Annotated in this window: 5 protein-coding genes; 2 read left to right on the plus strand and 3 right to left on the minus strand. The window is 73.1% G+C overall.

All coding sequences use genetic code 11. The features are described from left to right. Positions 1-35: 35 nt before the first annotated feature. The 3 genes from ACFWN1_RS29915 to mce form a co-directional block, all read right to left on the minus strand. Entirely contained in the window at positions 36-971 is a 936-nt protein-coding gene (locus tag ACFWN1_RS29915) for a cellulose-binding protein (protein ID WP_384368750.1), read from the minus strand. A gap of 223 nt (positions 972-1,194) precedes the next feature. Then, positions 1,195-5,040, minus strand: coding sequence for a polarized growth protein Scy (gene scy, locus ACFWN1_RS29920; RefSeq protein WP_384368753.1), 3,846 nt, complete (start codon positions 5,038-5,040; stop codon positions 1,195-1,197). Positions 5,041-5,248: 208 nt separating this feature from the next. Then, positions 5,249-5,689 (minus strand): methylmalonyl-CoA epimerase, encoded by a 441-nt coding sequence (gene mce / locus ACFWN1_RS29925; RefSeq protein WP_384368756.1) that lies wholly within the window; start codon positions 5,687-5,689, stop codon positions 5,249-5,251. Between the two features lie 149 nt (positions 5,690-5,838). Here mce and ACFWN1_RS29930 point away from each other — a divergent pair, with 149 nt between their 5' ends. Next, positions 5,839-7,038 (plus strand): acetyl-CoA C-acetyltransferase, encoded by a 1,200-nt coding sequence (locus ACFWN1_RS29930; RefSeq protein ID WP_384368759.1) that lies wholly within the window; start codon positions 5,839-5,841, stop codon positions 7,036-7,038. Between the two features lie 53 nt (positions 7,039-7,091). Then, positions 7,092-8,048 (plus strand): methylmalonyl Co-A mutase-associated GTPase MeaB, encoded by a 957-nt coding sequence (meaB, locus tag ACFWN1_RS29935; RefSeq protein WP_384368762.1) that lies wholly within the window; start codon positions 7,092-7,094, stop codon positions 8,046-8,048. Positions 8,049-8,103 lie beyond the last annotated feature (55 nt).

An 8,103-nucleotide genomic window follows, 5' to 3' on the forward strand; every position in this document is an offset into this window, starting at 1 on the left:
GGCTTCGCCCGCGCTCAGCGGGAACGCGCCGGACGTTACCGGGTCTGCTGCGCCGGCACGCCGCGCGCGACCGTCTCGTCCTCCACCGGGGAACTGGCGGCGGCGACCGCGGCACCCGTCAGCGTGGCGAGCATCTCGCGGACGTTGGTCAGCTGGGCGTTGATGCTGTCGCGGCGGTTGGTCAGCGCCGCGAGCTCCCGCTCGGACTCCGAACGGATGCGGTCCGCCTTGGCGTTGGCGTCCGCCACGATGTCCTCGGCCTGACGCTGCGCCGTCTCCACCGTCTGCCGCGCACGGCGGTCGGCGTCGGTGCGCAGCTTCTCCGCCTCCAGGCGCAGCTGCTCGGCGCGGTGCTCGATCTCCGCGAGCCGCTTCTCCGCCTTCTGCTGACGCGACGCCAGATCCCGCTCGGACTGCTCGCGCCGCTTGGCGAGGTTGGTCTCGAAGTCGGCGGCGGCCTGCGCGGCCTTGGCGCGGGTCGTCTCGAACTCGGCCGCGGCCTCCTCGCGCTTGGACTGCGCGTCCTTCTGCGCGTCGGACCGCAGCTGCGACGCCTCGCCCTGGGCCTTCTCGACGATCCGGACGCCCTCGTCCTCGGCCTTCGCCTTGCGCTCGGCGGCGAACGACTCCGCGTCGTTGCGGACCTGCTGGGCGGCCGACTCGGCGAGGTCGCGGTGCTGTTCGGAAGCGCGCCGCGCCTCCTCACGCAGGTCCTTCGCCTCCTCCTCGGCGAGGCGCAGGATCTTCTCGACCCGCGCGCCGAGACCCGCGTACGACGGCTCGGCGTCGGTCATCTGGGCCTGGGCGTTCTGCGTCTCGAGGTGAAGCTCCTCGATGCGCTTCTCCAGTGCGGTGATCCGGGAGAGCGCGCTGTCACGGTCGGAGACGAGCTTGGAGATGCGTTCGTCCACCTGAGCGCGGTCGTATCCACGCCGCACAAGCTCGAAGCCGTAGGGGGAAGTGTCGCTCATGGGGTTCCTGTCGAATGAGACCGGTGAGGTGATAGAGGGAATCCTAGGCGCCGAAGCGGTGTGTCATCGAGCGGATACGTGTTTGGTCTGGAGAATGACACCTCTTTCGGGTGGCTGACCGCCCTACAGCTTGCCAAATACCAGGGCAAAGCCCTCCAGAACAACCGGTTTCCACTCTCCGCCGTACGCGGCGCCGCCCCGCCGTACCCCGCGCCGCCCCGCGCTACCCGTCCGGGTTCTTGCCACCCGATCGGGGCGGCCCCACCGTGGCCCCCGCCTTGACCCCGCCGTCCTTGGCCGCCGGGCTCTCGAAGGACTCCAGCGCCTCCAGCACGTCCTGGACCCGCGAGATCTCGGTGTTGATGTCCTCCCGGCGGCGCACCAGGATCTCCAGCTCCCGCTTGCCCTCCTCGACCGTGCGCCGGGCCTCGTGGATCGCCTCGGCCTTGAGGTCCTCGGCCTCCCTGACGAGCCTGATCTTCTTCTGCTCGGCCTCCTTGAGCAGACCCTCCGCCTTCTTCACGGCGGCGATACGCACCTTGCCCGCCTCGGAGTTGGCCTCCGAGACCAGTTCCTTCGCCTGCGTCCGCGCCTTGGACAACTGCTCCTCGGCCGCCTTGATCAGGGTGTCGCAGCGGTCACCGGTCGACTTCATCGTCTCGGCCGCCTCCCGGCGGGCCCGCTCGTGCAGCTCCTCGATCTCCGAGGTGACCCGCTCGCGCAGCTCCTCCGCCCGCTCCCGGATCGCGGTCGCGTCCCGGCGCGCCCCGACCAGCAGCTCATCGGCGTCCGTACGGGCCTTCTCCACACGGGAGTTGCCCTCCACCGTCGCCGCGGACACGACCCGCTCCGCCTCGGTGCGGGCCGCACCCACCATCGAGTCGGCCTGGCCCTCCGCGTCCGCGGTGGCCTGCTGCGCCTGCTGCCGCGCCTCCGTGAGCAGCTTGTCCGCCTCGGCTGCCGTCTCCGAGATGAGGGTGTCGACCTGCTCGGCCGCCTCCGAACGCCGCTTGTTGGCCTCGCCGCGCGCCGCGTCCAGCGTCCGCTCGGCCTCCTCGCGCGCCGACCCGGTCAGCCGCTCGGCCTCCGCCGCCGCCTCGGACCTGACCCGGTCGGCCTCGGCGCGTGTCCGCTCCGCGTGCCGCCGCGCCGTGCCGGCCGTCTCCGCCGCCTCGGCCCGCAGCCGCTCCGCGTCGTCGGTCGCGTCCGCGATCAGCTGCCCGGCGCCCGCCACCGCCTCGGCGCGGACCCGGTCCGCCTCCGCGACCGTCTCGGTCCGGAGCCGCTCCGCCTCGGAACTCGCCTCGGTGATCAGGGTGTCGGCCTGCGTCGCCGCGTCCGAACGGATGCGGTTGGCGTCCTCGCGGGCGTCCGCCCGCGTCCGGGCCGCCGCCTGATCGGCCTCGGCCACCTTCTCAGACACCTCGGTACGCACCCGCTGCGCGTACTCGGACGCCTCCGAGCGGACCCGCTCCGACTCCTGGGCCGCCTCGGCGACCGTGCGCTCCGCCAGCTCCCGGGCCGCCTGGGACTCCTCGTTCGCCTGCCGGCGCAGCCGCGTCGCGTCCTCGCCCGCCCGCTCCCGCTCGGCGTAGGCGTCGGTGCGGACCCGGTCCGCCTCCTCCTCGGCCTCCCGGCGGGTACGGTCCGCCGCGTGCTCGGCGGCCGACCGCAAGCCGACGATCTCCTCCTGCGCCTGCTCCTGCAGCCCGCTGACCGAGTCCCGTACCTGCGCCGCGTGGGTCTCGGCGGCGGACACCATCTCGGTGGCCCGCCGGTCCGCCTCCGCCACCAGCCGGGTCGCCTCGGCCTGCGCCTCCTCCACGCGCTTGCGCGCGGAGGCCAGCAGCTCCTCGCTCTGCTCGCGGGCCCGCCCGCGCTCCTGGTCCGCGTCCTCGCGGGCCGCACCGAGCAGTTCCTCCGCCTCCCGGCGGCGCCGGGCGGCCTCCTCCTGGGCGGCGGCCAGCGTCTCGGACGCCTCCGTGCCCAGCCGCTCCGCGGCGGTCTGCGCCTCCGCGCGTACCCGGTCGGCGGTGTCCTGCGCCTCGGCCTTGAGCCGCTCCGCCTCGACCGCGGCCTCCGACCGCAGCCGCACGGCCACCGACTCACCCTCGGCACGCGAGACGGACGCGTCCGCCGCCGCCTCGTCGCGCAGCCGCTCCGCCTCGGTCGCGGCCTGCCGCTGAAGCGTACGGATGCGCTCGGCGGCCTCCGACCGCAGCCGCTCGGACTCCTCACCCGCCTCGCGCCGGATACGGGACGCCTCCTCGCGGGCCTCGGTGAGCGCCTGCTCCGCCGAGTCCAGCCGCTCCCGCGTCTCGGTCTGCAGCCGGGTCAGCTCACCGGCGGCCTCCTCACGGCGCGCGTCGGCGGCCTTCTCGGCCTCCTCGCGCAGCTCGCGAGCGGCCTTCTCGGCGTCCGCGCCGACCGTCCCGGCCCGCTCCTCGGCCTCGGCCTTGAGCCGCTCGGCCTCGCCGCGGGAGCGCTCCAGCGTCTCCTCGGCCTGCCGGCGCAGGCTGGTGGCCCGCTCGATGGCCTCGGTGCGGACCTTCTCGCTGTCGGTGGCGGCGGTCTTGCGCAGCTCGTCCGCGTCCGCCTTGGCCTTGCCGAGGAGTTCCTCGGCGGACTTCGCCGCATCCTCGATCTGGGTGACCGCCTCCCGGCGGGCCTCGGCGCGGATGGAGTCGCCCTCGGTGACCGCGTCGGCGCGGAGCTGCTCGGCCTCGCCGCGCAGCCGGCGGGCCTCCTCCTGCAGCTCGACCGTCTTGGCCCGGTACTCCTTGGTGTCGTCCTTCGCCGTGCCCTTGAGCTCCTCGGCGATGTCGTGCGCCTCGGCGCGCAGCCGGTCCGCCTCCGTCTCGGCCTCCGAGCGGATGCGCTCGGCCTCCTCGGTGGCGGCCTTGGTGGTCCTGCGGGCGTCCTCGGCGGCCTTGTTCAGGACCTCCTCGGCCGTCCGCGCCGCCTTGGACAGCTGGCTGGCCGTCTCCTCGGCGGTGGCGCTGCGGGCGTTCTCCCCGGCCTCCGCGAGGATCTTCTCCGCCTGCGCGCGGGCGTCCGCTACCTGCTGCTCGGCGTCCGCCCTGGTGGTCTCGGCCTCCTTGGTGGCCTCGCTGACCAGCCGGGCGACCTGCTCCTTGGCGGTCCGGGTCCGGGTCTCGTTGGCCGCCTCGGCGCCCGCGAGCGCCTTGGCGGCGGCCTCCTTGGCCTCGGCGACCAGCTTCTCCGCCTCGGAACGGGCGCCGCGCAGCGCCCGCTCGGCCTCCGCCATCCGCTCCTCGGCGCTCCGGCTCAGCTCGGCGGCCTGCCGGCGCGCGGCGTCGGACTCGCCGGCGGTGGTGGTACGCAGCCGCTCGGCGTGGTCGGTGGCCTCCTGGGCCTGGGAGGAGGCGGCGTTCAGCACCCGCTCGGCGTCCGTGCGGGCGCGGCGCAGGATCTGCTCGGCCTCGCCGCGGGCGGACTCGGCGTCGGTGCGCAGCCGCTCACGGGCCTCGTGGGTCAGCCGCTCGGCCTCCGCGCGGGCGGCCGCCATGGCCTGCTCGGCCTCGGCACGCGACTCGTCCAGCAGCCGGCGGGCCTGCTGCTCGGTACGGGCGCGCAGCTGCTCGGCCCAGGACACGTTCTCGTTGACGTGGGACTCGACGGTCTGGCGGCGCTCGGCCAGCTCCTGGTCCAGCTGCTGGCGGCGGGTGACCGCCTCCTGGTGCAGCTCGGCCTGGAGCCGGGCGGAGTGCTCGGCGTGCTCCTGGAGGATGCGCTGGGTCTGCGCGCGGGCCTGGCTCAGCTCCCGCTCGGCGTCCTGCCGCAGCTGGTCGGCCTGCACCTGGGCGTTGCGGAGCAGCTGCTCGGCCTGGTAGCCGATGTCACCGCCGTCGTAGGCGGGACGGGTCATCAGGGTGCGGCGCGCCTCGTGCAGCTTGGCGCGCAGCACCTCGACCTGGTAGCCGAGGTCCTCGGCGTGCTGGATCGCCTTTTCCCGCTCGGTCTTCAGCCGCTTCATCTCGGCCTCGAACCGAGAGAGGTGGTCGACGTCAGCCGCCGGCTCTCGCTCCTGGCTCTCGTAGCCCCGCACTGCGCGGTCCCATCCGTCCCCTGGTGAATTTCTCCTGCGAGCACCGTCCATCCGCCGGACGGGGCCCTCCGGGGAATGGTGTCAGATCAACGGCGGAGCACGGGCTGCTGCCCCGACGCTCGTCCCCCGAAACCCGGACCCCGGCATCGGTCGTCCCCCGTGTTCGGGGACGACCGCCCCCAACCCTACCGGCCCTTATGTACGAGGGTCAGTGCTCAGGTGACTCAACTGCCGCCGATGTGACGAGTTCTGTCAGGACTCCATGGCAATCCTTGGGGTGCAGGAAGGTGATCCGGGACCCCATGGAGCCGATGCGGGGCTCGTCGTACAGCACGCGTACGCCCTTGTCCCGGATGTCGGCGGCGTCCGCGTCCACGTCCGCCGTGCCGAAGGCGATGTGGTGGACGCCCTCGCCGTTCTTGGCCAGCCACTTGCCGACCGCGGAGTCCTCCCGCGTCGGCTCCAGCAGCTGGAGGTAGGAGGCGCCGCCGTCCGAGGTCCCGTTGATCTTGAGCATGGCCTCCCGCACACCCTGCTCCTCGTTCACCTCGGTGTGGAACACCTCGAAGCCGTAGGTCGTCCGGTAGAACTCGACGGTGGTGTCGAGGTCGTGGCAGGCGATTCCGATGTGGTCGATTCGCGTCAGCATGGTTTCAGTGCAGCGCTCCGGCGGTGGTTACGCAACGTGCGCGCGATCACACCGCAATGGCGATGACGCGCTCCGGTACCGGTCAGTACATTCGAAGTAAACCCTCGTTCACTCCTCGGCTGTGCAGGCCGGTAAGGGGATCGCAGCTCATGTCTTCTGGAAAGACCACCTCTGTGATCGTCGCGGGCGCGCGGACGCCCATGGGACGGTTGCTCGGTTCGCTGAAGTCCTTCTCGGGTGCCGACCTGGGCGGTTTCGCCATCAAGGCGGCCCTCGACCGCGCCGGGATCAGCGGCGACCAGGTCCAGTACGTGATCATGGGCCAGGTGCTCCAGGCGGGTGCCGGTCAGATCCCGGCCCGCCAGGCGGCCGTCAAGGCCGGCATCCCGATGAACGTGCCGGCGCTCACCGTCAACAAGGTCTGTCTCTCCGGTCTCGACGCCATCGCGCTGGCCGACCAGCTCATCCGTGCGGGTGAGTTCGACATCGTGGTCGCGGGCGGGCAGGAGTCCATGACCAACGCCCCGCACCTGCTGCCGAAGTCCCGCGAGGGCTTCAAGTACGGCGCGGTCGAGATGCTGGACTCGATGGCCCACGACGGGCTGACCGACTCCTTCGAGGGCATCGCCATGGGCGAGTCCACCGAGAAGCACAACACCCGCCTCGGCATCGGCCGGGCCGCGCAGGACGAGATCGCCGCGCTGTCCCACCAGCGGGCCGCTGCCGCGCAGAAGAACGGCCTGTTCGAGGCCGAGATCACCCCGGTCGAGATCCCGCAGCGCAAGGGCGACCCGGTGCTGTTCAGCAAGGACGAGGGCATCCGCGGGGACACCACCGCCGAGTCGCTCGGCCGGCTCCGGCCCGCCTTCGCCCGGGACGGCACCATCACCGCCGGGTCCTCCTCGCAGATCTCCGACGGCGCGGCCGCGGTGGTCGTGATGAGCAGGGCCAAGGCCGAGGAACTCGGTCTGGAGTGGCTGGCGGAGATCGGCGCGCACGGCAATGTCGCCGGGCCCGACAACTCGCTGCAGTCCCAGCCGTCCAACGCCATCCAGCACGCCCTGGGCAAGGAGGGGCTGGCCGTCTCCGACCTCGACCTCATCGAGATCAACGAGGCGTTCGCGGCGGTCGCCGTGCAGTCGATGGGCGACCTCGGGGTGTCCACGGACAAGGTGAACGTCAACGGCGGTGCCATCGCCCTCGGTCACCCGATCGGCATGTCCGGTGCCCGGCTGGTGCTGCACCTGGCGCTGGAGCTGAAGCGCCGGGGCGGCGGGGTCGGGGCGGCCGCCCTGTGTGGTGGCGGCGGGCAGGGTGACGCGCTGATCGTGCGGGTACCCAAGGGCTGAGGTCCTTGTCCTCTCCGGTTTTTCCGGCGGTGTGAGCGAACGGAGCTGTGTTGATGCGGGACGTCTCCTCTCTGGTGGCCGAGGCCAGGGAAGGCCGGCCCCGGGCCGTGGCCCGGCTGATCTCCCTGGTCGAAGGGGCGTCCCCGCAGCTGAGGGAGGTGATGGCGGCGCTGGCCCCGCTGACCGGCAACGCCTACGTGGTCGGGCTGACCGGCTCACCCGGTGTCGGCAAGTCCACCTCCACCTCCGCACTGGTCACCGCGTACCGCAGGCAGGGCAAGCGGGTCGGGGTGCTCGCCGTCGACCCGTCCTCGCCGTTCTCCGGGGGCGCGCTGCTCGGCGACCGGGTCCGGATGTCCGACCACGCCTCCGATCCCGGCGTCTACATCCGCTCCATGGCCACCCGCGGCCACCTCGGCGGGCTCGCCTGGGCCGCGCCGCAGGCGATCCGGGTGCTGGACGCGGCGGGCTGCGACGTGGTCCTGGTCGAGACGGTGGGGGTCGGCCAGTCGGAGGTGGAGATCGCCTCCCAGGCCGACACCAGCGTGGTCCTGCTGGCGCCCGGCATGGGCGACGGCATCCAGGCGGCCAAGGCCGGAATCCTGGAGATCGGTGACGTCTACGTCGTCAACAAGGCCGACCGCGACGGCGCCGACGCCACCGCCCGCGAGCTGAACCACATGCTGGGCCTCGGCGAGGCCCGCGGCCCCGGCGACTGGCGCCCGCCGATCGTGAAGACGGTCGCCGCCCGCGCCGAGGGCATCGACGAGGTCGTGGAGGCCCTGGAGAAGCACCGGGCCTGGATGGAGGAACACGCCGTCCTCGCCGAACGCCGCCGCGCCCGCGCGGCCCGCGAGGTGGAGACGATCGCGGTCACCACCCTGCGGGAACGCATCGGCGACCTCCACGGCGACCGCCGGCTCTCCGCCCTCGCCGACCGCATCGTCACGGGCGAACTCGACCCGTACCGCGCGGCGGACGAACTGGTGCGGGGGCTGACGCGGGGCTGAGGCCCGTCGAGGGCGGGGCCGGGGGACGGACGAGCGCCCCACCCCCCCTGCGCAC

Origin of the sequence: Streptomyces sp. NPDC058459, assembly GCF_042721685.1 — a bacterium.
Lineage (GTDB): Bacteria > Actinomycetota > Actinomycetes > Streptomycetales > Streptomycetaceae > Streptomyces.

Bases quoted from the DNA above. Each gene is read 5' to 3' on its own strand.
- ACFWN1_RS29915 (WP_384368750.1), bottom strand. From the start codon at position 971: ATGAGCGACACTTCCCCCTACGGCTTCGAGCTTGTGCGGCGTGGATAC.
- ACFWN1_RS29930 (WP_384368759.1), top strand. From the start codon at position 5,839: ATGTCTTCTGGAAAGACCACCTCTGTGATCGTCGCGGGCGCGCGGACG.
- meaB (WP_384368762.1), top strand. From the start codon at position 7,092: ATGCGGGACGTCTCCTCTCTGGTGGCCGAGGCCAGGGAAGGCCGGCCC.
- mce (WP_384368756.1), bottom strand. From the start codon at position 5,689: ATGCTGACGCGAATCGACCACATCGGAATCGCCTGCCACGACCTCGAC.